The organism is Xanthobacter aminoxidans (assembly GCF_023571765.1).
GTDB classification, from domain to species: domain Bacteria; phylum Pseudomonadota; class Alphaproteobacteria; order Rhizobiales; family Xanthobacteraceae; genus Xanthobacter; species Xanthobacter aminoxidans.
In genome coordinates, this window is the sequence record NZ_JAMJXC010000008.1 from 108497 (window position 1) to 133432 (window position 24936).

A 24936-nucleotide genomic window follows, 5' to 3' on the forward strand; every position below is an offset into this window, starting at 1 on the left:
CGCTTTCGGCGGCTTGGTCGTTTGGAAAGAGGGGACTAGGCCCGGCCCTGGAGGGCGCGGTAGGCGTCGATGACCTTGCTGTCGTCCTTTGTGCCCTTGCCCTGGCCGGAGACGGCGAGGAACATCTGGTGGGCGGTTGCGGCGAGCGGCAGCGCGGTCTTCGCGCCGGCACCGGCTTCCAGCACGATGCCGAGATCCTTCACGAAGATGTCCACCGCGCTGGTCACGCGCGGTTCGCTCTCCAGCATGCGCGGGCCGCGATCCCGCAGCATCCAGCTGGAGGCGGCGGAGCCGGAGACGATGTCGAGCATGGCGTTCATGTCGAGGCCGAGCGTCTCGGCCAGCGACAGGGCCTCGCCGGCGACCGCCAGATGCACCCCGCACAGGAGCTGGTTCACCGCCTTGGCGGTGGCGCCCTGCCCGGCCTTGTCGCCCAGCAGGACGACCTTGGAGCCCATGGCATCCAGCACCGGCTTCACTTCGCCGAACAGGTCGGACGGTGCCGCCACCATGATGGTGAGGCTGCCCGCCTCGGCCCCGACCACGCCACCCGAGACGGGGGCGTCGACGAGGCGACGGCCATCGGCCTCCACGCGCTTGGCAAGGGCCGCGACGGCGGCCGGCGGACAGGTGGCCATCAGGATGACCGTGCCGCCTTCAGGCAGATGCGCCAATGCGCCCGCGCCGAACAGGATGTCCTCGGCCTGGGTGGCATTCACCACCATCAGCACCGCGGCATCCTGGCCGGCGAAGGCATCTGCGAGGCTGGCCGCGGCCGCGCCCCCGGCGGCGGCGAGTTTCGCCCCGGCTTCGGGCCGGATGTCGAAACCCGTCACGGCGAAGCCGGCGCGGGCGAGGTTGACCGCCATCGGCAGGCCCATGGAGCCGAGCCCCACAAAGCCGATCTTCTTCATCTTTTCCTCCCGCTCGGCCCACCCCTCTTGCCGGGGGCTGGAGCCATATGGATGACGTGAACCCTTCGACTACTTGAGCCAGCCCTTCACCTGCGCGCAGAGCGCGTCGGTGGAGATGCCGTAGCGATCGTGCAGGGTCGGCAGCGCGCCGGCCGCCAGGAATTCGTCGGGCAGACCGATCATGCGGAACGCGGGGTGGACACCCGCGCGCATCAGGAGCCCCGCCACCGCCTCACCGAGGCCGCCGATGACGGTGTGGTTCTCAACCACCACCACGAGGCGGCCGGGCTTGGCACAGGCCTCCAGGATGGTCGCGGTGTCGAGCGGCTTGATGGTGGGCACGTGCAGCACGCCCACGTCCACGCGGTCCGCCTCGAGCGCCTTGGCAGCTTCCAGCGCGCGCATGGTCATGATGCCGGACGAGACGAACAGCACCTCGTAGCCGTCGCGCAGCATCTTCGCCTTGCCCAGCTCGAAGGTGTAGCCGTACTCGTCGAGCACGAGCGGCACCTGGCCGCGCAGCAGGCGCATATAGACCGGGCCCTTGTGGGCGACGATGGCCGGCACCGCCTGCTCGATCTCGTGCGCGTCGCACGGGTCGATCACCGTCATGTTCGGGATGGCGCGCATGAGCGCCAGATCCTCGGCCGCCTGATGCGAGGGGCCGTAGCCGGAGGTGAGGCCCGGCAGGGCGCAGACGATCTTCACGTTGCGGTCTTCTTCCGCAATCGTCTGGTGGATGAAGTCATAGGCCCGGCGCGAGGCGAACACCGCATAGGTGGTTGCGAAGGGCGTGAAGCCTTCCGCCGCAAGGCCGGAGGCCGCGCCGAACAGGAGCTGCTCGGCCATGCCCATCTGGTAGTAGCGGTCCGGGAAGGCCTGCTGGAAGATGTGCAGGTCCGTATACTTGCCGAGATCCGCCGTCATGCCGACGATGGACGGATCGTTCTGTGCGGCCTTCACCAGCGCGTGGCCGAAGGGGGCCGGCTTGGTGCGCTGCCCCTCGCCCGCGATGGACGCGATCATGGCGGAGGTGGTCAGGCGCGGCTTGGCGGGGGCGTCCGTCTTGGCGGCGGGAGCGGGGTGAGCCGAAGCGGGTTTCATGCGGGCTTCCTCTCGTCGAGGGCGGCCAGGGCCAGCTGCCACTCATGGGCATCCACACGGATGAAATGGTTCTTGTCGCGCGCCTCGAGGAAGGGGATGCCCTTGCCCATGAGGGTGTCGGCGATGATCATGCTGGGCCGGCCGCCATTGGCAGTCTTGGCGGCATCGAAGGCGGCGCGCACGGCGTCGAGGTCGTTGCCGTCCACCCGCTGCACGAACCAGTTGAACGCCGCGAGCTTCTCCGGCAGCGGCTCGAAGCCGAGCATGGAGGTGGAGGGGCCGTCCGCCTGCTGGTTGTTCACGTCGACGATGGCGATGAGGTTGTCGAGCTTGTAATGGGCGGCCGACATGATGGCCTCCCACACCGAGCCCTCGTCCAGCTCGCCGTCGGAGAACAGGGTATACACCCGGCTGTCCGAACCCTTGCGCTTGAGGCCGAGGCACTTGCCCACCGCGATGGACAGGCCGAGGCCGAGCGAGCCGCCGGACATTTCCATGCCGGGGGTGTAGGCCGCCATGCCCGACATGGGCAGGCGGCTGTCGTCGAAGCCGTAGGTCTCCAGCTCGTCCTCGGGGACGATGCCGGCCTCGATCAGCGCCGCATAGAGCGCGATCGCATAATGGCCGTTGGAGAGCAGGAAGCGGTCGCGCCCCTCCCATTCGGGGTTCTGGGGCTCGTAGCGCATGGCGTGGAAATAGGCGGTGGCCAGCACATCGGCGATGTCGAGGGCCTGGGCGATATAGCCCTGCCCCTGCACCTCGCCCATGCGGATGGCATGACGCCGGATGTTCCAGGCGCGCCGCTCCAGCGAGACGTTTGAAGGTGAAATGGTCATGTCCCTGTTCCTGTAGAGGAGCGCCCGCGCCGGGACGGCCCCGATCGCCCTGCGACCAGCCGTCCCCAACGCGCCGTGGCGGACCGGGATTGGAGCATTTTCAAGCGAAGCGGATTCCGGTTCGCGCGAAGAAAATGCGTAGCGCCAAAAGCCTAGGGCATTTCCGGCGGACCGGAGTTCGCCGGGAATGCCTTAGTGGATCAGCATGCCGCCGTTGACGTCGATCACCGCACCGGTGACGTAGGCGGACAGGTCGCTGGCGAGGAAGAGATAGATGCCGGCCACGTCGCTCGCATCGCCGAGGCGGTTGAGCGGAATGCCCTTCAGGATGTCCTTGCGCATCTCGTCGGTCAGCTTGCCGCCGGTGATGTCGGTCTGGATCAGGCCGGGGGTGACGCAGTTCACGCGGATGCCGTCCACGCCGAACTCGCGGGCCATCGCCTTGGCGAGGCCGAGCACGCCCGCCTTCGCGGACGAATAGTGCGGGCCACCGAAGATGCCGCCGCCGCGCTGCGCGGACACCGACGACATGCAGGCGATGGAGCCGGACTTGCGCTCACGCATGTGCGGGATGAACACCTGGCTGAGGAACAGGACGCCCTTGCAGTTGATGTCCTGGATGCGGTCCCAGCTCGCCTCGTCGATGTCGAGGGTCTTCACCGGCTGGGTCACGCCGGCGTTGTTGACGAGGATGTCCACATGGCCGAACGCCGCGATCACCGCATCGGCGGCCGCCTGGCACGAGGCCTTGTTGGCGACGTCGCAGCCGACGCCGATATGCTGGGGGCCGAGCTCGGCGGCGGCGGCCTTGGCGGCGGCCTCGTCGATGTCGAGAATGGCGATGCGCGCGCCATGGGCGGCGAACAGCTTCGCCGTGGCAAGACCAATGCCGCGGGCGCTGGCGGCGCCGGAAATGGCGGCGGTCTTGTTCTGAAGCAACATGGTTTCCTCCACGAGGGGCCTCTTTTTGTATGAATGATACTGGCTCCTCTTTCCCCGGCTGAAAAACGCAAAAATTGCGCGAATGGATGAACCATGTTCATCTAAAGCCGTGGGCCGTCCAGACTGCCGTGGCGGCCGCTGTCATGAGGGCTCATCATGAAGCGCCTTCCCCTGTCCGCCTTGCAGGCTTTCGAGTCGGCCGCGCGCCGCGGCTCGTTCCGCGTCGCCGGGGAGGAGCTGGGCATCTCGCCCAGCGCCATCAGCCACGCCGTGCGCAAGCTGGAGGACCTGATGGGCACCGCCCTGTTCGAGCGGGAAGGCCGGGCGGTACGGCTCAATCCCGCCGGCGAGGCGCTGATGCGCCATGTGGCGGCGGGGTTCGACGAGATGCGGCAGGGCATCGAGATGGTCGGCGCCCGCTCGGTGAACCTGCTGCGCCTGCATTGCGCGCCGTCACTGGCGGCGCAATGGCTGCTCCCCCGGTTGCGCACGCTGCTGGCCAAGCAGCCGGGGCTGGAGGTGCGGCTCGCGGCGGGCGTGGACTACCCGCGTTTCGAGCATGACGAGTTCGACGCCGACATCTGCTACGGCCCGCCGCGGCAGGAGGGGCTGATCGTCGTGCCCCTCGGCGAGGAGACGGTGACGCCCCTGTGCGCGCCGGAAATGGCCGCCCGCATCTCGGGGCCGTTGGACCTGCTCGAACACGACCTCATCGAGAGCGACAACAAGCGCGTGCGCTGGAACCACTGGTTCGAATCCAACGGCGTGGCCCCGCCCGGCCCGCGCGGCTCGCGCTTCGACCGCTCCTTCATGGCCATCGCGGCGGCGGTGGACGGGCTCGGGATCGCGCTGGAATCCACCCGCCTCGCCGAACGCGAGATCGCGCGCGGGCAATTGGTGGCGCCGCTCGCCGGCAAGGCGAACGACGTCACTTATGTCGGGCACTATCTGGTCTTCCCCCGCGCCGCGAAAGCACGCCGGGCGGTGCGCATGTTCGCCAGCTGGATCACGCAGGAACTCGATTTGCCCACGCCCCGCATCTGAGAGCGCAGGCGACGGCAACCGTGGCGTTGCGCGATGTCCGGCCATCGCCCGAACATCGTTTCGCAACACAGATTCGAGCTGTCCGACCTCAGGCAATCCTCGGGAGATGCAGCGCGAGGGTTTCTCCCCCGCTGCCTTCCACTGCCGGATAGAGCACGCGGACCCGTGGATCGTGGCCGGGCACGATCATCTCCTCCCGGCCCTCTGCCAGCACACGCGCCCGCCCCCAACCGGCGGCCATGTCGCCGAGGTTGAAGACGATCGGGAAGGGCAGGCCTTCCTGCATGTTGGCGTAGAAGTGGCTGGCATCGCTGGCGAGGACGAGGGGGCCGCGCGCGGTCTCCACACGCACCATCTGCAACCCGTCCGTGTGGCCGCCCACATGGTGGACACTGACGCCGGGCGCCACTTCCCCGTCGCCGGCGTGGAAGCGCACCCGGCCCGCATAGAGGGCGCGCACCATCTTCACCACGTCCTCCACATCGAAGGCGTGGCGCATGCAGGCCACGCACATATGCCGCCCCGTGGCGAAGCCCATCTCCCGTTCCTGCAGGTGGAAGGTGGCGTTCGGGAAGAGATCGAGGTTGCCGGCGTGGTCGTAGTGGAGGTGGGTGATGATGACGTCCCCGACGTCCGCCGGATCGCAGCCGAGATCGGCATAGGCCGTCGCGACATCGCGCAGGATGCGCCGCCCCCGCGCCGGTGTGCCGACCTTCGCAAAGCCGGTGTCCACGGCGATCAGGCGGCTGCCGCTGCGCAGAAGCCAGACGTAGAAGTCGAGCGGCATCGGCGTGTCGTGCGGGTCTCCCGCGCCGATGAAGTTCATGCCGCGCGTGCGCTGCTGGTCGCCGTAGCGCAGGGCGTAGACCTCCCACTCCATCGTTACCTCCCTGTGACCCGCTCTCGTTCAAGCCACTTGCCAGCGGTCTACCCCTCTGTATATTCGACTTCGAAAAAAGAACAGACGTTCTGTCTAGAAGAACGATAATCGGGAGGAAGCTGGTGGACTCAGAAGACGACGTGGTGGCGCGGCTCCTCCGCCTGCCCGACCTGCTCGAACGCGCGCCGGCCCTTCAGGAGCGCGGCCGCTTCCTCTCGGTTGATTGGCTCGTGGGCGTTCCCGGCCGGCCCTTCCGGGTCCGGATCGAGCAGGGACGCATCGTCCGCATGGACGAGGCGCCGAAGGTGATGGCGAACTGGCGTTTCGCCTATCGCGCGCGCCCCGAGGCGTGGATGGAGTTCTGGCAGCCCATGCCGAAGGCGGGCTGGCACGACCTTCTGGCCCTAACCAAGCGGGGAGCGGCGACGCTGGAGGGTGACCTCCACCCCTTCATCGCCAACCTCCAGTATTTCAAGGACCTTCTGGCGCTGCCGCGGGAGGTGCGGGCATGAGCACGACCGTTCCCGCGCCCATCGAGCCGATGATCGGCCGCTATGTGACCTTCCCCATCGAAGGCCGGCCGCATCGCGTCTATTTCGAGGAGGCCGGCGCCGGCATTCCGCTCGTCTGCCTGCACACCGCAGGCTCGGACGGACGCCAGTGGCGCCACCTTATGACCGATCCCGAGATCACGCAGCACTTCCGCGTCATCGCCTTCGATCTGCCGTTCCACGGCAAGTCCAATCCGCCCGAGGACTGGGACGGCACCGAATATCGCCTCACCACGGCGGCCTACACCGCCACCATCCGCGCCTTCTGCGGCGCGCTCCGACTTGAGAAGCCGGTGGTGATGGGCTGCTCCATCGGCGGGCGCATCGTGCTCAACCTTGCCATCGATCACGCTGCGGAGTTTTCCGCGCTGATCGGCCTCGAGGCGGCCGATTTCCAGCAGCCCTGGTACGACACGGAATGGCTCAACCGGCCCGATGTCCACGGCGGCGAAGCCTGTGCGGCGCTGGTTTCCGGCCTGATGTCGCCCGACCTCCCCCCTGCGCGGCGCATGGAAACGCTGTGGCACTACAAGCAGAGCGGGCCGGGCGTGTTCAAGGGCGACCTGTATTTCTACCGCGTCGATGGCGACCTGCGCGGTCGCACCGCCGCCATCGACACCAAGGTCTGCCCGCTCTACCTGCTCACGGGCGAATACGACTATTCCTGCTCGCCCGACGACACGCTCCGCACCGCCCGCTCCATTTCCGGGGCGCAGGTAACGGTGATGGAGCGTCTCGGCCACTTCCCCATGAGTGAGAACCCCGAGCAGTTCCGCCGCTACATCGCGCCCGTGCTGGACGACGTCCGGCGGCGCGCCAGCCAACCATAACCCAAGAAAGAAAACCGAGGAGGAAACCCAGAATGAAGACAACGAAGAGGCTCGCCGCGGCCGCCCTTGGCATGGCCCTCGCCACCGCCCCCGTCGCGGCACGGGCCGCCGATGACGTGATCCGCATCGGCATCCTAAACGACCAGTCCGGCGTGTTCGCCGACAACGGCGGGCGCGGTTCCGTCATCGCCGCCAAGCTGGCGGCGGAAGACTTCGCCAACGAAGTGATCGGTCAGCGCATCGAGATCATCGATGCCGACCACCAGAACAAGGCGGACATCGCCTCCGCCACCGCCCGCAAGTGGTTCGATACCCAGGGCGTGGATCTGATCGCGGACGGCGCGGCCTCCTCGGCCGGCTTCGCGATCCTGGAGGCGGCCAAGGAGCGCAAGAAGATCTTCATCGTGAACGGCCCGGCCTCGTCGGACTTCACGGGCAAGGCCTGCTCGCCCTACTCCTTCCACTTCACCTACGACACCTACGCGCTGGCCAAGATCACCAGCCAGGCCATCACCAAGGCCGGCGGCAAGAGCTGGTATTTCATCACGGCGGACTACGCCTTCGGCCACGCGCTCCAGCGCGACGCCACCAAGTTCATCGAGGCGGCAGGCGGCAAGGTGGTCGGCCAGGCGGCCCATCCGCTCGGCACCAACGACTTCTCCTCCTTCCTCCTTCAGGCGCAGGCCTCGAAGGCGAACGTGGTGGGCCTCGCCACCTCGGGCCGCGACGTGCAGACCGCCATCAAGCAGGCGGGCGAATTCGGCATCGTCGAGGGCGGGCAGCAGCTCGCCGGCCTCCTCGTCTTCATCACCGACGTGAAGGCGCTGGGCGTGAAGGCCGCGCAGGGCCTGAAGGTGACCACCTCCTTCTACTGGGACCTCACCGACGAGACCCGCGCCTGGACCAAGCGCTTCCAGGCCCAGATGGGCGGGCGTGTCCCCTCCATGATCCATGCCGGCGTCTATAGCGGCGTGAAGCACTATCTGGCGGCGGTGAAGGCGCTCGGCACCAAGGACGGCGAGAAAGTCGCCGCCAAGATGCACGAGATGAAGGTCAACGACATGTACAACAAGGATGTCGTGATCCGCGCCGATGGCCGCGTGCTGCACGACATGTACCTGATGCAGGTGAAGACACCGGCGGAGTCGAAGTACGAGTTCGACTATTACAAGACGGTCGAGCGCTTCCCCGGCTCCGAATCCTTCCGCCCCCTGAGCGAGAGCGAGTGCCCGCTCGTCAAGCGCTGATCCGCCTTGCCGCGCCCGCGCACGACGCGGGCCGGCTCCCCTGCGAGGATCTCATGAGCCCATTGCCTTTCTTCGTCTCCGGAAAGCCCGTCACGGGCACCGGCCCCACCTTCGTCTCCCGCAACCCGGCGACCGGCGAGGTGAACTACGAACTCTCCGCCGCCTCCGCCGCCGATGTGGACGCCGCCGTCTCCTCGGCGCAGCAGGCCGTGCGGTCCGCCGCGTGGCGCAACATGCGGCCCCACGAGCGCGCCCGCATCATCGCCCGCATCGCCGATGGCATGGCCGCCAACGCCGATGAGCTTGCCGCCATCCAGATGCGCGAGAACGGCAAGGTCATCGCCGAGTGCCGCACCCAGGTGGCGAGCGCCATCGCCACCTTCCGCTACTTCGCGGCGGTCTGCGAGACGCTCGGCTCCGAGGTGACGCCGGCGCGCGGCGATTACCTGTCCATGACGGTCTATGAGCCCATGGGCGTCATCGCCGCCATCACCCCCTGGAATTCGCCGCTCACCATGGAGGCCCAGAAGGTGGCCCCGGCGCTCGCCGCCGGCAACGCCATCATCGTGAAGCCGTCCGAGGTGACGCCCACCGCCGCCATTCTCGTCGCCCGCATCGCCGCGGAAGCGGGACTGCCCCCCGGCATCCTCAATGTGGTGACCGGCCTCGGCGGCGATACCGGCGTCGCGCTGGTGCAGCATCCGGGCGTGCGCATGGTGTCGTTCACCGGCGGCACCGGCACCGGGCGCGCCATCGGCCGCATCTGCGCCGACCGGCTCATTCCCGCCGCGCTGGAACTCGGCGGCAAGTCGCCGAACATCGTGTTCGAGGACGCCGATCTCGATGCGGCGGTGGCCGGTGTCATGGGCGGCATCTTCGAAGGCTCCGGCCAGTCCTGCGTCGCCGGCTCGCGCCTGTTCGTGCAGAAGTCCGTCTACAACGCCTTCGTCGATCGCCTGAAGGCGAAGACCGAGGCGCTGGCGGTGGGAATGCCCACGGAGCCGGCCTCGAAGATGGGGCCCCTCGCCTCCTTCCCCCACCGCGACCGGGTGGAAAGCATGGTGGACATCGCCCGCAAGGAGGGCGGCGACATCATCGCCGGCGGCCGCCGGCCCGACGCGGCCGCGCTTGCCAACGGCGCCTTCTATCTGCCCACCCTCATCGGCGGGCTGACCAATGCGGCGCGGGTGGCACAGGAAGAGATCTTCGGCCCCGTGCTGGTGATCCTGCCCTTCTCCGACGAGGCGGACCTCGTCGCCCAGGCCAACGACAGCGTCTACGGCCTCGCCTGCGGCATCTGGACGGCCGACTACCGCCGCGCCTGGCGCATCGCGCGGGCCATCGAGGCCGGCACCATCTGGATCAACACCTACAAGCAGCTCTCCGTGGCAACGCCGTTCGGCGGCTTCAAGGAAAGCGGCATCGGCCGCGAGAAGGGCATCTCGGGCGTCCGCCTCTACCAGCAGGCGAAGGGCATCTATTGGGACATGGGCAAGCTGGTGCCCGAGGAAGGCATGGGACAATGAGCGGCAGCGTCGGTTTCATCGGGCTCGGCGTCATGGGCGAGCCCATGTGCCGCAACCTCGCACAGAAGAGCGGGCGGCCGGTCATTGGCTTCGACCGGGCGGACGCGCCGCTGGAGCGGCTCGCCGCTTCCGGGGTGACCCGCGCGGCCAGCCTCTCCGCGCTATCCGAGGCGTGCGACGTGATCTTCATGGCCCTCCCGAGCGGCGCCCATGTGGAGGCCGTGACCCTTGGCGCGGACGGCCTTCTCGCCCATGCCCGTCCGGGGCAGGTGATCGTGGACCTCGGCACCTCGCCGGTGGAGCTGACGCGGGACATCGCGGCGAAGTTCGTCGCGGCCGACGCGCGCTATGCGGATGCGCCCATCGCGCGCACCCGTCAGGCGGCCGAGGAAGGCACGCTCTCCATCATGGTCGGCGCGGATCAGCCGACGTTCGACGTCGTCCGCCCGCTGCTCGCCACCTTCGCCAGCGACATCACCCATTGCGGGCCGATCGGAGCGGGGCAGATCGTCAAGATCCTGAACAACATGGTGCTGGTGGAGACGGTGGTGGCGCTGAGCGAGGCGATGGCCACGGCCACGCGCGCCGGTGTCGACGGCAAGCTGCTGTTCGAAACCCTGATGAAGGGATCGGCCGACAGCTTCGCCCTGCGCAACCACGGCATGAAGGCGGTGGTGGCGGAGACCTTCCCGGAGCGCGCCTTCTCCACCACCTATGCCCGCAAGGACATCGGCTACGCGCTGTCCCTCGCCCAGTCCGTGGGGCTGCGGCTGCAAGGCGCGGAACTCGCCGACCAGTTGCTGGAGAAGACGCAGGCCGAGGGGTTTGGCGATCTCTACTGGCCCGTGGTCAGCCGCATCGTCGCCAAATCGAACTGAGGCCCGAGCCGGGGCCGAGACCAGACCGCTCCCTGCGGGCAACCTCGCACCGCAGGAAGCGTTCCAATTGCCGGCCGCTTCTGCGATCATCCATCGCCCGTTCGGCTCAGGCCGGCGGGCGTACTGGAGATGCGTGTGTCCGAGTCCAAGACCCTCAGTGCGCCTGACGGCGGCGGCGTCGCCGCCGTGGAGCGGGCGCTCACCATCGTCAGCGCGCTGGAGCGCGCGAACGGTCCCGTCAGCCTGGCGGATCTCTCCCGTTTGACGGGGTTCTACAAAAGCACCATCCTCCGCCTCATGGCCTCGCTGGAAGGCAACGGCTACGTCACGCGCCTGCGCGATGGCGGGTACGATCTCGGGCCGGCCGCCTTCCGCCTCGGCATCGCCTATGAGCGGCGCAACGGGCTGCGCGGCCATGTGATGCCGGTTCTGCAGGATCTGGTGGAGCGCGGGACCGAAAGCTCGTCCTTCCATGTCCGGCAGGATGCCGGCCACCGCCTGTGCCTGTTCCGGGTGGATTCGCGCCATGCGACGCTCGACAGGGTGGCGGCGGGCGATGTCTATCCCATACGGGTCGGCGCCGGCGGGCATGTCCTGCTGGCCTTCGACGGTGAAGCGGGGCCGCGCTACGACGCAATCCGCACCGAAGGCTTGGCGGTGTCCCTGGGCGAACGCGATCCCGCCTGCGCGGCGGTTGCCGCGCCCGTATTCGGCCCCGCGGGGCTATTTGGCACGCTCTCCTTGTCAGGCCCACGCGAGCGCTTTTCGCCGGAGCAGGTCGCCATCATGCGCGCCGAGCTTCTGCCGCAGGCGGAGCGGCTGACGCGCACGCTCGGCGGTACCTGGCCTCATTTCCAGCGTCCCACCGGAAAGGTCGAGCGCGGCGCCGCCTGAGGGACGGCGACACCGCGCCCGACACCCGCATCCCGGCCCGCGCCGAACGCGAACCGGGACAGGGAGCCCTACTTGAGCGAAGCGCCGGAGGCCTTCACCGCGGCGGCCCACTTGCCGCTCTCCTCCTTCATGAAGGTCGCGAATTCGGCGGGCGTGCTGTTGACCACGTCGCCGCCGAGCTGCTCGATGCGGCGGCGCATGTCCGGCTCCGCGACGATCTTCGACACGTCGGCGTAGATCTTCTCCACCAGCTCCGGCTTGATCTTCGCCGGCGCCAGCAGGCCGAACCAGGTGGCGGCCTCGAAGTCCTTGACGCCGGCCTCGGCGAAGGTCGGCACCTGCGGCAGCGCGCCGAGGCGGCGGTTGTGGGCGACGGCGATCGCCTTCACCTTGCCGCTCTCGATGAGCGGAATGACGGCAGTGGCGGTGGCGAGCATCATCTGCACCTGCCCGCCCATGAGATCGGTGAGGGCCGGCGCATCGCCCTTGTAGGGCACGTGGGTGATGCCGCTCTTGGTCGCGATCTTGAACAGCTCGCCGGAGAGATGCTGCGCGGTGCCGATGCCCGGGGAGGCGTAGTTCACCTTGTCCCCCTCCTTGGCCAGCCAGGCGAGGAACTCGGCCATGTTGGAAGCCGGCACCTGCGGGCTCACCACCAGAACCAGCGGCACCTTGGTGATGAGGGTGATGGGCGCGAAGTCCTTCAGCGCGTCGAAGGTCAGGCCGGGATAGAGGTGCCCCGAAATCGTGTGGGCGGAGGTCGTCATGTACAGCAGGTAGCCGTCCCCCGGCGCCTGCGCCACCGTCCGGGCGGCGATGGTGGTGCCGGCACCCGCGCGATTGTCCACCACGACCGCCTGGCCCCACGCCCCGGTGAGCTTTTCGGCCACGGCACGGGCCACGACGTCGGTGGCGCCGCCGGCGGCATAGGGCACGATCATCGTCACCGGCCGCGCCGGGTAAGTCTCCGCCGATGTGGGGCCGGCGAGGGCGATGCAACTCGCGAGGCAGCCGGCGACGGCAGCCATCATGCTTCGGAACGACATGTTTCCTCCTGAGCCGCTCTGTGCGGCCTTTTTGTTCTGTTAGACAGAATAGTTATTCTTTTTTATAACCGTCGCGAATTCGGGCCGGTACGTCAAGGGGTCGCTTGACGTGGACGGGAAACGCGCGCAGAAATCTGCGCACGACTGTATACAATAGAATGCAGCCATGAGCGGGCGTATGGCGAGACGGGTGGAGGAGCGGATGACGCGAGAGGGAGCCGAGGCGCAGACGGCAGCTGAAGCCTCCGCCGTGCTGGGCAGGCGCTGGGATGTGCTGGTGGTGGGCGGGGGCAACGCGGCCCTCTGCGCCGCCATCGCCGCGCGGCGGGACGGCGCGTCGGTTCTGGTGCTGGAAATGGCGCCGCGCTTCTACCGCGGCGGCAACACGCGCCACACCCGCAACATGCGCTGCGCCCACGACACCGCCACCGACACCCTGACCGGCCCCTACACCGAGGATGAGTTCTGGGACGACCTCAAGCGCGTCACCCAGGGCCATACGGACGAGGAACTGGCCCGCTTCATGATCGCCCAGTCCAAGGACATGCTGGGCTGGATCACCGAGCAGGGCGTGCGGTTCCAGCCCTCCCTCGGCGGCACGCTGAGCCTCGGGCGCACCAATTCCTTCTTCCTCGGCGGTGGCCGCTCCATGCTGAACGCCCTCTACCAGACCGCCGAGCGGCTGGGGGTTGAGGTGCTGTACGACGCCGAGGTGGTGGACCTCGACATCGCCGACGGCTTCTTCCTCGGCGCCCAGGTGAAGCATGGCGGGCAGCGCCACATGGTGCGCGCGGGGGCTCTGGTGGCGGCCGCCGGCGGGTTCGAGGCCAACATCGACTGGCTCAAGGAATATTGGGGGCCGCCGGCGGAGAACTTCCTCATCCGCGGCACGCCCTACAACCGCGGCACCATGCTGCGGATGTTGCTGGACAAGGGCGTGAAGCCGGTGGGCGATCCCACCCAGTGCCACGCGGTGGCCATCGATGCGCGCGCCCCCAAGTTCGACGGCGGCATCATCACCCGGCTCGACTGCGTCGTGTTCGGCATCGTGATGAACAACAAGGCCGAGCGCTTCTACGACGAGGGCGAGGACTTCTGGCCCAAGCGCTACGCCATCTGGGGCCGGCTCGTGGCCCAGCAGCCGGACCAGATCGCCTACATCGTATTCGACGCCAAGTCGCTCACCTCCTTCATGCCCTCGCTTTACCCGCCCATCAGCGCGGCGACGCCGGAGGAACTGGCGGGCAAGCTCGGGCTCGATCCGCAGGCCTTCGCCGCCACCGTCGCGAACTTCAATGCGTCCATCGTGCCCGGCGGCAGCTTCGACCACACCGTGCTGGACGACTGCCGCACGGAAGGCCTTACCCCGCCCAAGACCCACTGGGCGCGGCCCATCGATACCGCACCGTTCTATGCCTATCCGGTGCGCCCCGGCATCACCTTCACCTATCTCGGCGTGCGCGTGGACCGCGAGGCGCGGATGCAGATGGCGGACGGCTCAGCGGCGGCCAACATGTTCGCCGCGGGCGAGATCATGGCCGGCAACGTGCTCGGCCGCGGCTATGCGGCGGGCATCGGCATGACCATCGGCAGCGTGTTCGGCCGCTGCGCCGGCACCGGGGCGGCCCGCAGTGTGCGCAACTAGCCGGAGCGCCTCAGTCGAGCTGCAACAGCGACAGCCGCGCCTCCTGCGCGCGCTGGATGTGCAGCCGCGCCGCACGCTCGGCCGCGTCCGGATCTCGGGCGGCGATGGCGGCGACGATGGCGGCATGTTCGCTCACCGCCAGCGGCCCGCGCTCGGCGAGCTGAAAGGTGGTGCCCGGCAGCAGGGCCAGGGCATCGCTCAGCTCGTCCAGCATCCGCACGAGGTAGCGGTTGTGGGCGGCGTCCACGATGGCGGAATGGAAGCGGCGGTTCAGCTCCGCCAGCCGGCTCGCATCACCGAACGCCGTCTCGAAGGCGGACGAGAGGCGATCGAGCATGGCGATTTCGCTCGGCGCGGCATGCTGGGCGGCGAAGCGGGCGGCCGAGCCCTCCAGCACCTCGCGCATGGCGTAGAGTTCGAGCGTCTGGGGGCGGGAGATGGTGGCCACCACGAGCCCGGCCGGCGTCGCCTCGATCAGCCCGCGCGCGGTGAGCCGCGCCAACGCCTCGCGCACCGGCGTGCGGCTGACGCCCAGCGCCCGCGCCACCTGCTCCTCGCGCACGCGCTCGCCGCGCCTGAGGGCACCGGCCCGGATATCCTCCTTCAGGCGCTCGTAGACGCGCTGTGCGCGGGAGAGGCCATCGTCTCCTCCAGCCGTCGCGTCCGCCATTGCGCTCCTCCCCGCTTTCCGGCGCGCTCCGCGCGCTGGCCCCTCAAGGGAGTACGGCTGTGCGCAGCTGTATGCAACACAACTCACACAACAAGGAAGAATTCCAGATGAACGCGCACAGCTCGCCGCTGGAAGAAGCGGCCCGGCTCATGACGGTCTGCAATTCGTGCCGCTATTGCGAGGGCCTGTGCGCCGTGTTTCCGGCCATGGAGATGCGTCGCGCGTTCTCGGCCGGGGATCTCAACTACCTGTCCAACCTCTGCCACTCCTGCGGCGCGTGCTATTTCGACTGCCAGTTCTCGCCACCGCACGAGTTCAATGTGAACGTGCCGCGCACGCTCGCCGAAGTGCGCAACGATTCCTACGCCCACTATGCCTGGCCGCGCCCTCTGGCCGGCCTGTTCCGGCGCAACGGACTCGTCATCGCCCTCATCACGGCGGCATCGGTGGCCGCCTTCCTCGGCGGCTTCATGGCCTTCAATGACCCGGCAGTGATGTTCGGCGCCCATGCGGGGCCGGGCGCCTTCTTCCGCCTCATGCCGCACAATGCCATGGTGGCGCTGTTCGGCGGCGTGTTCATCTATGCCCTTCTGGCCCTGTTCATGGGGCTGCGCGCCTTCTGGCGGGACATGGAGAACGGCAAGCCCCTGCCGCCCGATGCGCCGTCCCTCTGGCAGGCCATGAAGGACGCCGGCCAGCTGCGCTATCTCGATGGCGGCGGCGTCGGCTGCATGAATGCAGACGAGAAGCCCACCGACAACCGCCGACTGTTCCACCATTTCACCTTCTACGGCTTCGCTCTGTGCTTCGCCGCGACCTCGGTGGCGACGCTCTATCACTACCTGCTCGGCCGCATGTCGCCCTATCCGTGGTGGGATCTGCCGGTGGTGCTCGGCACCCTCGGCGGCATCGGCCTCGTGATCGGACCGGCCGGCCTGTTCATGGCGAAGAAGGCGCGCGATCCCATGATGATGGACGACACGCGCCGGGGCATGGACGCGGCCTTCCTCGCCATGCTCTTCGGCACCGCGCTCACCGGCCTTGCGCTTCTTGTCGTGCGTGCGACGCCGGCCATGGGAACCATGCTGGCCATTCACCTCGGCTTCGTATTCGGCTTCTTCCTGACCATGCCCTACGGCAAGTTCGTCCACGGCCTCTACCGCTTCGCCGCGCTGGTGCGCTACGCCAAGGAGCGGCAGCAGGAAGCCCACGCCACTGGGGAGTGAAGCGGCTCGGCGGCGGGGGCGCCGCCCTCCCCCGCCCCCACTGGATGCGAAGCATGCGATCGACCTTGCGGTGGCAGACCTTGGCGCCACCTCATCGCCGATCGGGACAGCCTCGATGAAGTCGCACGCGCCCACTATCCATCGCGAAACTGCGGCGCGCGCTTCTCCACGAATGCGGCCATGCCCTCCTTCTGATCCTGGGTGGCGAAGAGGGCGTGGAAGGTCCGGCGCTCGAACAGAAGCCCCTCGGACAGCGAGGTCTCGAAGGCACGGTTGACGGCTTCCTTGATCGCCATCGTGCTGATGCGGGATTTGGTGGCGATCCCCTCCGCCACGGCCTGGGCTTCGGCGAGCAGCGCCGATGCCGGGACGACGCGTGAAACAAGCCCCAGACGTTCCGCCTCCGCGGCGTCCATCATCCGGCCGGTCAAACAGAGATCCATAGTCTTTGCCTTGCCGATGGCGCGCGCGAGGCGCTGGGTGCCGCCCGCACCGGGCATCACGCCGATCTTCACCTCCGGCAGGGCGAACCGCGCCGTTTCGGCCGCGATGATGACATCGCACATCATCATGATCTCGCAGCCCCCGCCGAGGGCATAGCCGGCCACAGCGGCGACCAGAGGCTTGCGCAGGTGCGCGATCGCATCCCAGGAGGCGAGGAAGTCCTCGAGGAAGGTCTCGGGATAACTGCGCCCCGCCGCCTCCTTTATATCCGCTCCGGCGGCGAAGGCGCGGTCCGAGCCGGTGAGAACCACGCAGCCGATGCCGGGATCGGCACCGAACCCGGCGAGGGCGCACACAATCTCGCCCACCATCGCCGCGTTCAGGGCATTGAGCGCGTCCGGCCGGTCCAGCGTGATCCAGCCCACCCGCCCGGCGACGCGGGTCTGAATGAAGTCGTATGCCATCGGTTTTCCCATCACTTGCGGTCCGCCCCGATCTGCGCGCGGAAGTCCCGCCAGGTGTCGGGGAACCGCTCGGAGAAGCTGGCGGCGACCGGCGCGACCGCCTCCCGCCAGGGCTTGAGATCGGTCACGGTGACGATGGCGGCGCCTTTGGCGGCCATGTCCTTGAGGATGGCCGCGTCGTCCGCCTCCATGCGCGCCCAGCCTTCGGTGATGTTGCCGCGGGCCGCCGCGAGCAGCACGTCGCGATCGGCGGTGGAGAGGCGATCGATCGCGTCCTTCCGCGCCACCAGCACGTAAGTGATCATCATCAGCCCCGGCGCATGGGTGGCCTTGGGCGCGGTCATGCCGAGCTGCGAGGTCCAGGCGCCGGGCGAGGTGAAGACCCCGTCGAGGGCGCCACGCTCGAACGCGGGCTTCATCTCGGGGATGGGCAGCACCACCGGCTCCGCCGAGAGGCGGCGCATGATGTCCTCGTAGGTGCCGGCCCCGGCCACGCGGATCTTCAGTCCCTTGAGGTCCGCCGGGGTGGTGACGCGCTTGTCGCGGAAGACGAAGAGCTGGTCCGCGCCGCGCATCAGGCCGATCACCCGCAGGTCCTGCTTCTGGGCGAGCGTGTCGAGGAGGTCCACCACGCCACGGCGCGCGGCCGGCTGGGCCATGGCGGTGTCGTCGAGGGCGAAAGGCAGGTTGACGAAGCCGAAGCGCGGATCGAGGCGCTCCAGATTGGCCGCATTGACGAAGGTGAGTTCCGCCTTTCCGGCCTTCAACGCCTCGATGGAGGCGAAACCCGGATAGATGGTGCCGCCCGGATTGGCGGCGATCGTCAGCCGGCCCGAACTCGTCCGGGCCACATCCTCCGCCATGGCCGTGAAGTAGGGCACGCGCGGATGATTGGTCGGGATGTCGAAGACGAGCCTCAGCTCCTCCGCCATGGCGACGGCGGGAAGCGCGGCGAGGGGCGCGAGCGTCATCATCGCCGCCACGACAAGGCGGCCGACAGTCGTGGTCATGGCGTGTTCCTCCGGTCTTTGCGCGCGTTGGTGCGCGTCGTTCATCCGCGGCGCGGATTTCAGTAGGGCAGCGGCCAGCGGCGCAGGCGGTCCTTCGCCTTGACGGCGAGGCGGGCGAGGCCGTTCGGCTCGATGATGAGGAAGGCGACGATGAGCGCCCCGAAGATCATCAGCTCCAGATTGGCCAGAACATCCGGCTTCAGGGCCTCGCCGAACACCGTCGCGGCGTTGGCGATGGCCACGGGCAGGAGCACGATGAAGGCCGCGCCCAGGAAGGAGCCGAGGATGGAGCCGAGGCCGCCGATGATGACCATGAACAGGATCTGGAATGAGCGGTGCAGCGAGAAGGCCTCGATCTCCACGTTGCCGAGATAGAGGAACGCCCACAGCGCGCCCGCCACCCCGCAATAGAAGCCGGAGACCGCGAAGGCGGTGAGCTTGGCGCGGGTGGTGTCGACCCCCGTCAGTTCCGCGGCCGTCTCGTGGTCCCGCACCGCCATCAGGGCGCGGCCGGCGGAGGAGCGGATGAGGTTCTTCGCCACGACGGCAAGGGCGACGACCGTCACGAAGGCGACGAGGTAGCGCGACGGCACGGACGAGAAGCCGAAGCCGAATAAAAAGAGCGTCGGGGTGGAGACGACGCCGGAGGGGGTGTTCAGCACCAGCCACGGAATGTGGGTGCAGATCCATTCGATGAAGAACTGGGCGGCAAGCGTCGCTACCGCCACGTAGAAGCCGCGGATGCGCAGGCTCAACAGGCCGAAGGCGAGCCCCACGGCGCCCGCCACCATCCCCGCCAGCACGAAGGAAACCGGGAACGGCAGCCACGGCAGGCGGATGACGAGGTTCACCGCCGCATAGGCCCCCACCGCCATGAAGGCGCCGGAGCCCAGCGAGAGCTGGCCCGCATAGCCGGTGAGGATGTTGAGCCCGATCGCCGCGAGCGAAAGGATGAGACAGGGCAGAAGGATGGAGCCGAGCCAGTAGGGCCCGGCCACGAACGGCACCACGAGCGCCCCCGCGGCCACCAGGGCCACCACAGACCAGCGGTCGAGCGCCACGGGAAAGATGGCCTGCTCCTCGCTGTAGGAGGTCTTCAGCGCGCCGGCGTCACGGTGGAACATGGGTCAGACCCTCGCGATGCGCGCCGCGCCGAACAGGCCGGCGGGGCGGATGAGCAGGACGGCGATGGCGAGGGCGTAGGGGAACCAGTTCTCGATGCCGCCGCCGACGAAGGGCCCGAGATAGATCTCGGCGAGCTTCTCGCTGACCCCGATCACCAGCCCCGCCACGATGGCGCCGGCGATGGAGTTGAACCCGCCCAGGATCATCACCGGCAGCGCCTTGAGCGCCACCAGCGTCAGAGCGAACTGCACGCCCAGCCGCGCGCCCCAGACCAGGCCCGCGACGAGCGCGATGAAGCCAGCGGCGCCCCACACCACCGCCCAGATGAAGCCGAGCGGCACGCCCGCCACCTGTGCCGCCTGGGTGTCGTCGGCCACCGCCCGCAGCGCGCGCCCGACCTTGGTGTAGGAGAAGAAGGCGGACAGCACCGCCACCAGCACCGCGGCCATGAGCGCGGCGGAGAGGTCGAACTGCGAGATGAGGATGCCGCCGATCTCGATGGGCTCGTCGGAGATGCCGAGGTCGAGACCGCGCACCTTGGTGCCCCAGATGAGCTGGGCGAAGCCCTCCAGGAAGATGGAGAGGCCGATGGTGGCCATGAACAGGATCATGTGGTCCTGCCCGACGAGGGGGCGCAGCACCGTGCGCTCGATGGCTACCGCCAGCGCCAGCATGGCGGCGAGCGCGAGGAGGAAGGCGGCCCACATGGGCAGGCCGAACTCCAGGAAGCCGACGAAGGTGAGCGCGGCGAACAGCACCATGGCGCCCTGGGCGAAGTTGAACACGCCCGAGGCCTTGAAGATGAGCACGAAGCCCAAGGCGACCAGCGTGTACATCACGCCGGACAGGAGGCCGCCCACCACCACTTCGAGAAAGAAGGAAAAGTCGCCCATGGTGTTCTCCCTCAGGCGGCTTCGCCGAGGGCGGCGGAGCCGAGATAGGCGGCGATGACTTGGGGATCGGCACGAACCACGTCGGGCGTGCCATCGGCGATCTTGCGGCCGTAATTGAGGACCGCGACGCGGTCGGACAGGCCCATCACCACGCCGATGTCGTGCTCGATGATGAGAATGGTGGTGCCGAAGCTCTCGTTGACCCGGCGGATGAAGCCGCACATGTCGCGCTTCTCCTCGTGGGTCATGCCCGCCATGGGTTCGTCGAGCAGCAGGAGCCTCGGCTCGGTGGCGAGCGCGCGGGCCAGTTCCACCCGCTTCTGGATGCCGTAGGGCAGGCTGGCCACCGGCGCCTTGCGCAGGTGCTCCAGCTCCAGGAAAGCGAGGATGCGCTCCGCCGCCTCCCGCTCGCGCCGCTCTTCCGCCGATGTGGAGGAGAGGCGCAGAACCTTGCCGAGCAGCGAGCCCTCGAAGCGCGCGGCGCGGCCCACCAGCACGTTGTCGATCACGTTCATGCCCTTGAACAGGGAGACGTGCTGGAAGGTGCGGCCGATGCCCGAGCGTGCGGCAAAGGCCGGGCGCATGCGGGCGCGCGCCTTGCCGGCGAAGGTGATGGTTCCCGAGCGCGGGTTGTAGACGCCATTGATGACGTTGAGCAACGACGTCTTCCCCGCCCCGTTCGGCCCGATGATGGAGAGGATTTCCCCTTCATGGATGGCGAGGGACACGTCGGTGAGCGCCTTCACCCCGCCGAAGGCGACGGCGACGCCGCTGACCTGCATGAGCACGGGACCGCGCGAGCGGGCTTCGCGCTCCCTCGGCCTTGCCTGCGTCTCGCGTCCAACCGGCGCGAACGGGGCGTCGCGCACCTCGCCTTCCAGCGTCAGCTCCTGCGGACCGAAGCCATCGGCGGCGAGGTCGAAGGCGTGGACGGCAAGGGACATTCGAGGGAATTCCGCAGCCAGCCGTGCATTCACCCGCTCCACAGCGGCCGATGCGCGGCCCCGGGCGGTGGCGGTGTCCTCCGCGTCAGCAGCAGACGGCGCGAGCGCGATCCGGGCGCTGAGGCCGCCGGGAACGCGGGTGACGCGGGCGCGATCAATGACAGCCTCGCCCCGGAGCACGGCTTCCACGGACCTCAGCAGATGGGCATCGTCGGCCGGGGCACCGGCGTGGGACTGGGGGCTGCCGTCGTCGGCGAGGGCAAGGTCCGCATCGAGCGGCACCCCGTAGGCCGCGAGGCAGCGGCCGGTTTTCGGGTCCAGGATGCCGGAGGTGACCAAGGCCAGACGGCAGGCGCCGAGGCCGAGGGTGTTGCGCAGCGGCGCTCCGAAGGCGAGACCGGAGCCCGGGAGACCCTTCTCACTCGCCAGCGCGAGGGCGCGCACCAGTGGCCCGCCGGCGGACAAGCGAACGCCGGCGTCCCTCACCAGAAGCTCGAACACGCGCGCCGGCGCGGCCAGCACGGTGGGCGCCACCTCGCTCAGATCGTTGGGGAAACTCGCCGGCCCCTCCACGCAATGGACAGAGCAGCCCGAGAGCAGCGGCTGCACCAGGCTGCCGGCGGCGTCGGCAATACCCGAGACGGGCAGAAACGCCATGAGCCGGTCGGAGGAAGAAAGCTGCAGCCGGGACATGGCCGCCGCGCCGGCGTCGAGGAGGCGCCGGTGGGTGAGAACCAGCGGGCGGGGCGGTCCGTCCAAGCCGGCGGTGTGGAGAATGAGGGCGGTTCGGCTCCCTTCGACCGTGGCGGCCCGCCAGGCGTACCAGGCCACGGCCTCGTCCGGGGCAGATTCCGGCGATGGCGCGTATTCGTCGAGGTGCAGCACGATGGCGGGCGAGCGGCTGGCGGCCCGCCACGCGCGGGCCGCCTCCTCATTCTCGCAAAGGACGAGGGCAGGCTCGGCCGCCGGCGCGCCGAAGCGGCGCAGGAATTCGGGGCCCACTGGCATCACCGCGGCGCCCAGACCCTGCGCGGCGAGGGCAGCGGCGTAGAGCTCCTGCCGGTTCTCGCCCACGATCACCAGCAGGCCTTCGCCGGCGAGGCCGACGCCATCCAGCAGGCGGGCCATGGCGGCGGTGCGGGCGAGATAGTCGGCGAACGTCCAGGTGCGCCAGATGCCGCCGACCTTGTGGCGCAAGGCCGGGCGGGCGGCATGGCGCCGGGCGGCGGCGATCAGGGCGCCGGGCAGCGTGTCCGCGGCGCAAGGATCGGCCCGTTCCACGGCACCGGAGACATGGTCGAAGGCGCGGTTCATGGCAGGAGGAATCCCTTCGTCCATGGAGGATCAGGAGAGCCAGCGCGGGCGACGGCGGGCGGCGAGGCTCGCCCCATCCGCTTCGGCGGAGGCATCGAGCCCGAGATAGGAGGCACGGATTTCGGGATCGGCGGCGAGCGCGCGCGCCGGCCCCTCGCGCACCACCCGGCCGCCCTCCACGAGATAGCCGTAGGTGGCGTAGCGCAGCGCCACGGCGGCGTTCTGCTCGGCGAGGAGGAACGTCACCCCGGCTTCGGCATTCAGCTGCTGCATGATGGAGAAGATCTCCTCCACGAGCAGCGGCGCGAGGCCCATGGAGGGCTCGTCGAGCAGGATCATGCGCGGCCGGGCCATGAGGGCGCGGCCGATGACGCACATCTGCTGCTCGCCGCCGGAGAGGAGGCCGGCCGGCTGATGCCGCCGCTCCTTCAGGCGGGGGAAGGTGGCGTAGACGCGTTCGAGACTCTCGGCGACCGCGCCGTCGCTGCGGGAGTAGGCGCCGACCTTCAGATTGTCCTCGACCGACAGGGTGGAGAAGGCATGGCGGCCCTCCATCACCAGGGAAAGGCCGCGGCGGGCGAGGTCGGACGGGTCGAGCCCGTCGATACGCGCACCGTCATAGTGGATGGCGCCTTTCGTCACCTCGCCGCGCTCGGAACGCAGGAGGTTGGCGATGGCCTTCATGGTGGTGGTCTTGCCCGCCCCGTTGGCGCCCAGCAGGGCGACGATGCCGCCCCGCGGGACGCTGAGCGTGAGGCCGCGCAGCACGAGGGCCAGACGGGAATACATCACCTCGATGCCGGCGACGGACAGCAAGGGGCCTTGCGCGCTCATGGCGTGCTTCTCCCAAGGGATGGCTCCGGCACCGGGCGGGCTTGGCAGCCCGGCGCGCGGCAGGTCACGGATCAGGGCTGAACGGGGCCTGCGAGGTCAGTTCGTCTCGCCGGCGCAGTCGCGGGGCGTGATGCCCTTTTCCTTGGCGAACTGGGCGGCGGACGCCTCGATGAGCGGCCGGACCATGGACTGGTCGGACTTGATCCAGTCGGAGATCATCACCCACTTGGCGCCGTCCCATTGCTGGAAGCGGATGGCACCGTCACCCTCGTGGTCGGCGCAGGTGACCTTGATCTCGGGCATCAGGCCTTCAAGACCAAGCTGCTTGATGCGCTCACTGGTCATCACCAGATGCTCGAGCCCCCAGCGCACCTCGTCACCGGTGAGCGGACGGTTGCCGAACTTCTTCATGGCGGTGCGCATGGCTTCCGTCACCGCAACGCCATGGAGCACGCCGCGGACATAGTAGACGGATCCGATGCGGTTCTCCTCCACATTGCCCTCGCCCTTGGCGTAGACGTATTTCTTGATGTCCTCGAACACCGGATAGTTCGGCCCGGTGGCGTGGAACTGGGCGGTGATGAAGCCCTTGGCCGCGTCGCCGGCGGGCGTCACGTCCTCCTCCGATCCCGACCACCACCAGCCGATGATCCGGTCACGGGCGATGCCGGCGCGGGCGGCTTCCTTGATGCCGGTGGGCGTCGCGGCGCCCCAGCCGCGGAACAGCACCCAGTCCGGCCGATACTGGCGCACCTGAAGCCACACGGCGCGCTGGTCGAGGCCGGGCGGCGTGATGGGGAAGGTCGTCACCTCGAAGCCGTAGCGCTTGGCCTGGGCGTCGAGGATGGCCTGGGTCTCGCGGCCGGCGGCGAAGTCCATCACCACATTGGCGATCTTCTTGCCCTTCAGCTTATCCAGCCCGCCCTCGCGCTCGGCGATGTAGCGGATGGTGGCGGTGTTTTCGCTCCAGTAATTGGAGATGAGCGGGAAGAAATAGGGGAAGACCCGGCCATCGGAGGAATCGGTCCGCCCGTAGCCGATGGTGACGGAGGGGATCTTGTCCGCCGTCATGCGGTCGATGAGGGCATAGACGCCGCCCGTGCCGGAGGGCGTGAAGGCCGCGGCGCCGGTCGGCCCCTTCGCCTTCTGGCGCTCATAGCACTCGATCATGCGGTCGGGCTGGTAGCCGGTCTCGCACTCCTCGTAGACGAGCTTCACGCCGTTCACGCCGCCGTCGCGGGCGTTCACCAGCGCCAGATAGTCCGCATAGGCACCGTAGATGCCCGAGCCGCCCGGCGCGTAGGGGCCGGTGCGATAGATGGCGATGGGCACGAACTGCTCCATCGCTGCACCGCCTGTGGCCGCAGGCGCCGCCGTCTGGGCGGCGGCGGGCACGGCGAAACCAAGCGTCGCGACGAGGGCAAGGAGACAGGCCGGCGCGACGGATTTCCGGCGCCGCGGGCTGAAGCGTTGAGGCATGGCGTCATCCTCCAGGCCGGAATTCTGGTCCGGCATCTTTATCTGATGATCGGACCATAAATCCAAAATCGTCGCACCGTCAATCTCCAGATGGAGACGACGGAATTTCCAACTAATACACTGATTATCATATGAATTATCGCAATTTCCTCCACCTGAGGCGGGCAGCTGGTGGAAAATTTTCGCTTGACCGCAC

22 protein-coding genes and 2 pseudogenes are annotated in these 24936 nt (G+C 68.6%); 9 read left to right on the plus strand and 15 right to left on the minus strand.

Annotated features, from left to right (window positions below):
• Positions 1–35 precede the first annotated feature (35 nt).
• The 4 genes and pseudogenes from EJ105_RS14085 to EJ105_RS14100 form a co-directional block, all read right to left on the minus strand.
• Positions 36–923, minus strand: a pseudogene (locus EJ105_RS14085) (NAD(P)-dependent oxidoreductase); the annotation flags it as partial.
• A 60-nt stretch (positions 924–983) separates the two neighbouring features.
• A complete protein-coding gene (locus tag EJ105_RS14090; protein ID WP_250166821.1) occupies positions 984–2018 on the minus strand; it encodes a transketolase family protein in 1035 nt (344 codons plus the stop codon).
• Positions 2015–2854, minus strand: a complete 840-nt coding sequence (locus EJ105_RS14095) for a transketolase (protein ID WP_024280060.1) — start codon at positions 2852–2854, stop codon at positions 2015–2017. Before EJ105_RS14095 ends, EJ105_RS14090 begins: the two co-directional genes overlap by 4 nt.
• Before the next feature lie 192 nt (positions 2855–3046).
• Entirely contained in the window at positions 3047–3796 is a 750-nt protein-coding gene (locus EJ105_RS14100; protein ID WP_029557552.1) for an SDR family NAD(P)-dependent oxidoreductase, read from the minus strand.
• Between the two features lie 156 nt (positions 3797–3952).
• Here EJ105_RS14100 and EJ105_RS14105 point away from each other — a divergent pair, with 156 nt between their 5' ends.
• Positions 3953–4840, plus strand: a complete 888-nt coding sequence (locus EJ105_RS14105) for a LysR substrate-binding domain-containing protein (protein ID WP_284145454.1) — start codon at positions 3953–3955, stop codon at positions 4838–4840.
• 88 nt (positions 4841–4928) lie between these two features.
• Here the strand turns inward: EJ105_RS14105 and EJ105_RS14110 are convergent, their stop codons facing one another.
• Positions 4929–5720 carry an N-acyl homoserine lactonase family protein gene (locus EJ105_RS14110; RefSeq protein WP_250166822.1) on the minus strand — a complete coding sequence of 264 codons (792 nt, stop codon included), beginning with the start codon at positions 5718–5720 and terminating at the stop codon, positions 4929–4931.
• 122 nt (positions 5721–5842) lie between these two features.
• Between EJ105_RS14110 and EJ105_RS14115 the strand changes: the two genes are divergently transcribed.
• The 6 genes from EJ105_RS14115 to EJ105_RS14140 all read left to right on the plus strand — a co-directional run bounded on the left by EJ105_RS14115 (position 5843) and on the right by EJ105_RS14140 (position 11646).
• A complete protein-coding gene (locus tag EJ105_RS14115; RefSeq protein ID WP_250166823.1) occupies positions 5843–6232 on the plus strand; it encodes a hypothetical protein in 390 nt (129 codons plus the stop codon).
• Entirely contained in the window at positions 6229–7101 is an 873-nt protein-coding gene (locus tag EJ105_RS14120) for an alpha/beta fold hydrolase (RefSeq protein WP_250166824.1), read from the plus strand. Before EJ105_RS14115 ends, EJ105_RS14120 begins: the two co-directional genes overlap by 4 nt.
• Positions 7102–7133: 32 nt before the next feature.
• On the plus strand, positions 7134–8348 hold the full coding sequence (locus EJ105_RS14125) for an ABC transporter substrate-binding protein (protein WP_250166825.1): 1215 nt from the start codon (positions 7134–7136) through the stop codon (positions 8346–8348).
• A gap of 53 nt (positions 8349–8401) precedes the next feature.
• A complete protein-coding gene (locus EJ105_RS14130; RefSeq protein WP_250166826.1) occupies positions 8402–9874 on the plus strand; it encodes an aldehyde dehydrogenase in 1473 nt (490 codons plus the stop codon).
• The gene (locus EJ105_RS14135; RefSeq protein WP_250166827.1) at positions 9871–10752 is read left to right on the plus strand and encodes an NAD(P)-dependent oxidoreductase; all 882 of its coding nucleotides are present in this window, start codon (positions 9871–9873) and stop codon (positions 10750–10752) included. Before EJ105_RS14130 ends, EJ105_RS14135 begins: the two co-directional genes overlap by 4 nt.
• Positions 10753–10887: 135 nt before the next feature.
• Positions 10888–11646: an IclR family transcriptional regulator gene (locus tag EJ105_RS14140; protein ID WP_245279352.1), complete on the plus strand. Its 759-nt coding sequence runs from the start codon at positions 10888–10890 to the stop codon at positions 11644–11646.
• Between the two features lie 68 nt (positions 11647–11714).
• Here the strand turns inward: EJ105_RS14140 and EJ105_RS14145 are convergent, their stop codons facing one another.
• Positions 11715–12692, minus strand: coding sequence for a tripartite tricarboxylate transporter substrate binding protein (locus EJ105_RS14145; RefSeq protein ID WP_250166828.1), 978 nt, complete (start codon positions 12690–12692; stop codon positions 11715–11717).
• A 202-nt stretch (positions 12693–12894) separates the two neighbouring features.
• Here EJ105_RS14145 and tcuA point away from each other — a divergent pair, with 202 nt between their 5' ends.
• Positions 12895–14337: an FAD-dependent tricarballylate dehydrogenase TcuA gene (tcuA, locus tag EJ105_RS14150; RefSeq protein ID WP_051679093.1), complete on the plus strand. Its 1443-nt coding sequence runs from the start codon at positions 12895–12897 to the stop codon at positions 14335–14337.
• Between the two features lie 10 nt (positions 14338–14347).
• On the opposite strand, the gene EJ105_RS14155 is transcribed toward tcuA, so the two are convergent.
• Positions 14348–15007: a GntR family transcriptional regulator gene (locus EJ105_RS14155; RefSeq protein ID WP_024280072.1), complete on the minus strand. Its 660-nt coding sequence runs from the start codon at positions 15005–15007 to the stop codon at positions 14348–14350.
• A 107-nt stretch (positions 15008–15114) separates the two neighbouring features.
• On the opposite strand from EJ105_RS14155, the gene tcuB reads away from it, so the two are divergent.
• Positions 15115–16233 carry a tricarballylate utilization 4Fe-4S protein TcuB gene (tcuB, locus tag EJ105_RS14160; protein WP_250166829.1) on the plus strand — a complete coding sequence of 373 codons (1119 nt, stop codon included), beginning with the start codon at positions 15115–15117 and terminating at the stop codon, positions 16231–16233.
• Positions 16234–16367: 134 nt separating this feature from the next.
• Here tcuB and EJ105_RS14165 read toward each other — a convergent pair whose 3' ends face one another.
• The 8 genes and pseudogenes from EJ105_RS14165 to EJ105_RS14200 form a co-directional block, all read right to left on the minus strand.
• Positions 16368–17141 (minus strand): enoyl-CoA hydratase, encoded by a 774-nt coding sequence (locus EJ105_RS14165; RefSeq protein WP_250166830.1) that lies wholly within the window; start codon positions 17139–17141, stop codon positions 16368–16370.
• A gap of 11 nt (positions 17142–17152) precedes the next feature.
• Positions 17153–18151 carry a TRAP transporter substrate-binding protein gene (locus EJ105_RS14170; protein WP_250166831.1) on the minus strand — a complete coding sequence of 333 codons (999 nt, stop codon included), beginning with the start codon at positions 18149–18151 and terminating at the stop codon, positions 17153–17155.
• A gap of 59 nt (positions 18152–18210) precedes the next feature.
• Positions 18211–19275, minus strand: a complete 1065-nt coding sequence (locus tag EJ105_RS14175; protein ID WP_250166832.1) for a branched-chain amino acid ABC transporter permease — start codon at positions 19273–19275, stop codon at positions 18211–18213.
• Positions 19276–19278: 3 nt separating this feature from the next.
• Positions 19279–20169, minus strand: a complete 891-nt coding sequence (locus EJ105_RS14180; protein WP_029557538.1) for a branched-chain amino acid ABC transporter permease — start codon at positions 20167–20169, stop codon at positions 19279–19281.
• 11 nt (positions 20170–20180) lie between these two features.
• Positions 20181–21113, minus strand: coding sequence for an ABC transporter ATP-binding protein (locus EJ105_RS28100; protein WP_394042295.1), 933 nt, complete (start codon positions 21111–21113; stop codon positions 20181–20183).
• Between the two features lie 453 nt (positions 21114–21566).
• Positions 21567–22451 (minus strand): annotated as a pseudogene (locus tag EJ105_RS28105) (AMP-binding protein); the annotation flags it as partial.
• Positions 22452–22457: 6 nt separating this feature from the next.
• Positions 22458–23261, minus strand: a complete 804-nt coding sequence (locus EJ105_RS14195; RefSeq protein ID WP_250166833.1) for an ABC transporter ATP-binding protein — start codon at positions 23259–23261, stop codon at positions 22458–22460.
• A 96-nt stretch (positions 23262–23357) separates the two neighbouring features.
• Positions 23358–24740, minus strand: a complete 1383-nt coding sequence (locus EJ105_RS14200; protein ID WP_250166834.1) for an ABC transporter substrate-binding protein — start codon at positions 24738–24740, stop codon at positions 23358–23360.
• Positions 24741–24936: the final 196 nt, after the last annotated feature.

Excerpts from the sequence above, each read along its gene's own strand:
- EJ105_RS14090 (WP_250166821.1), bottom strand. The coding sequence starts at position 2,018 with ATGAAACCCGCTTCGGCTCACCCCGCTCCCGCCGCCAAGACGGACGCC.
- EJ105_RS14095 (WP_024280060.1), bottom strand. The coding sequence starts at position 2,854 with ATGACCATTTCACCTTCAAACGTCTCGCTGGAGCGGCGCGCCTGGAAC.
- EJ105_RS14100 (WP_029557552.1), bottom strand. The coding sequence starts at position 3,796 with ATGTTGCTTCAGAACAAGACCGCCGCCATTTCCGGCGCCGCCAGCGCC.
- EJ105_RS14105 (WP_284145454.1), top strand. The coding sequence starts at position 3,953 with ATGAAGCGCCTTCCCCTGTCCGCCTTGCAGGCTTTCGAGTCGGCCGCG.
- EJ105_RS14110 (WP_250166822.1), bottom strand. The coding sequence starts at position 5,720 with ATGGAGTGGGAGGTCTACGCCCTGCGCTACGGCGACCAGCAGCGCACG.
- EJ105_RS14120 (WP_250166824.1), top strand. The coding sequence starts at position 6,229 with ATGAGCACGACCGTTCCCGCGCCCATCGAGCCGATGATCGGCCGCTAT.
- EJ105_RS14125 (WP_250166825.1), top strand. The coding sequence starts at position 7,134 with ATGAAGACAACGAAGAGGCTCGCCGCGGCCGCCCTTGGCATGGCCCTC.
- EJ105_RS14130 (WP_250166826.1), top strand. The coding sequence starts at position 8,402 with ATGAGCCCATTGCCTTTCTTCGTCTCCGGAAAGCCCGTCACGGGCACC.
- EJ105_RS14135 (WP_250166827.1), top strand. The coding sequence starts at position 9,871 with ATGAGCGGCAGCGTCGGTTTCATCGGGCTCGGCGTCATGGGCGAGCCC.
- EJ105_RS14145 (WP_250166828.1), bottom strand. The coding sequence starts at position 12,692 with ATGTCGTTCCGAAGCATGATGGCTGCCGTCGCCGGCTGCCTCGCGAGT.
- tcuA (WP_051679093.1), top strand. The coding sequence starts at position 12,895 with ATGACGCGAGAGGGAGCCGAGGCGCAGACGGCAGCTGAAGCCTCCGCC.
- EJ105_RS14155 (WP_024280072.1), bottom strand. The coding sequence starts at position 15,007 with ATGGCGGACGCGACGGCTGGAGGAGACGATGGCCTCTCCCGCGCACAG.
- tcuB (WP_250166829.1), top strand. The coding sequence starts at position 15,115 with ATGAACGCGCACAGCTCGCCGCTGGAAGAAGCGGCCCGGCTCATGACG.
- EJ105_RS14165 (WP_250166830.1), bottom strand. The coding sequence starts at position 17,141 with ATGGCATACGACTTCATTCAGACCCGCGTCGCCGGGCGGGTGGGCTGG.
- EJ105_RS14170 (WP_250166831.1), bottom strand. The coding sequence starts at position 18,151 with ATGACCACGACTGTCGGCCGCCTTGTCGTGGCGGCGATGATGACGCTC.
- EJ105_RS14175 (WP_250166832.1), bottom strand. The coding sequence starts at position 19,275 with ATGTTCCACCGTGACGCCGGCGCGCTGAAGACCTCCTACAGCGAGGAG.
- EJ105_RS14180 (WP_029557538.1), bottom strand. The coding sequence starts at position 20,169 with ATGGGCGACTTTTCCTTCTTTCTCGAAGTGGTGGTGGGCGGCCTCCTG.
- EJ105_RS28100 (WP_394042295.1), bottom strand. The coding sequence starts at position 21,113 with ATGTCCCTTGCCGTCCACGCCTTCGACCTCGCCGCCGATGGCTTCGGT.
- EJ105_RS14195 (WP_250166833.1), bottom strand. The coding sequence starts at position 23,261 with ATGAGCGCGCAAGGCCCCTTGCTGTCCGTCGCCGGCATCGAGGTGATG.
- EJ105_RS14200 (WP_250166834.1), bottom strand. The coding sequence starts at position 24,740 with ATGCCTCAACGCTTCAGCCCGCGGCGCCGGAAATCCGTCGCGCCGGCC.